Source organism: Sellimonas intestinalis, assembly GCF_001280875.1.
Taxonomy (GTDB): Bacteria; Bacillota; Clostridia; order Lachnospirales; family Lachnospiraceae; genus Sellimonas; species Sellimonas intestinalis.
The window spans coordinates 1-949 of sequence record NZ_LGAJ01000031.1 but is presented as its reverse complement, the minus strand read 5'-3'; the positions used below and the strand labels follow the sequence as shown (position 1 = coordinate 949).

The following is a 949-nucleotide window of genomic DNA, read 5'->3' as shown; positions in this document are numbered from 1 at the left end:
AACGTAGGGTACTGGCATCAGGCGCACAGCTTTGTCCGGGGCAACTGGAGGAATTCCAACACTACCAGTCCCATGATCCTTCAAAAATGCTGCCATGATATGGATTTACTTCTCTGGCTCACCGGTAAAACCTGTGAATCCGTGTCTTCTTTTGGCGACACCTATTTGTTTAAACCTCAATGTGCTCCGGAGGGCGCCGCTCTTCGTTGCTTGGACGGCTGCAAAGCCAAAGATCATTGTCCGTTTGACGCTGAAAAAATCTACCTCAAAGATCCTAAGATCGGCGTTGAAAACGGATACACACAATGGCCCGTCAACGTCCTTACTCTTCACCCGACCGTCGAAAGTGTGACCCAGGCCATTCAGAACGGTCCATATGGCAGATGCGTATATCACTGTGACAATAATGTGGTTGATCACCAGGTTGTCAACCTCAAAATGACAGACGGTTCCACCATCAGCCACACCATGTGCGCTTTCACGGCTACAGGAAGCAGATACGCGAAATTTATGGGAACCATGGGAGAAATTATTGCTGATATGACGGCTAATACCATTCAGATTACTCCTTTTGGTAAGGACACCGAAACCATCGATATCAACCAAATTGCGTCTGATTTCTTCGGTCATGGCGGCGGCGACAAACGCATGGTCGAAGATTTTATTGATATGCTCCTCCTCGGAAATGGCCCTTCTGGCCATACCACTACTGTGGAGCAGTCCGTTGAAAGTCATTACTGTGCTTTCGCGGCCGAAGAATCCAGATTACACAACGGCGCTGTTGTGGAGCTTGACAAATTCAGAAAATAGACAGTATCGCGTTACTGTTTATTATAAAAAGTAAAGGAGAGATGTATTATGAGAAAGAACATCAAAAAACTTGCGGCGGTTGGTTTGACTGCTGTCCTTGGCGCTGGCCTCCTCGCTGGCTGTGGCGGTGATGGTAAAT

1 protein-coding gene is annotated in these 949 nt (G+C 47.6%); it reads left to right on the top strand.

What is annotated here, in order from left to right; genetic code table 11:
- On the top strand, positions 1–810 hold an 810-nt coding region (locus tag AOA56_RS15400), incomplete at its 5' end, for a Gfo/Idh/MocA family oxidoreductase (RefSeq protein ID WP_048621328.1).
- Positions 811–949: the final 139 nt, after the last annotated feature.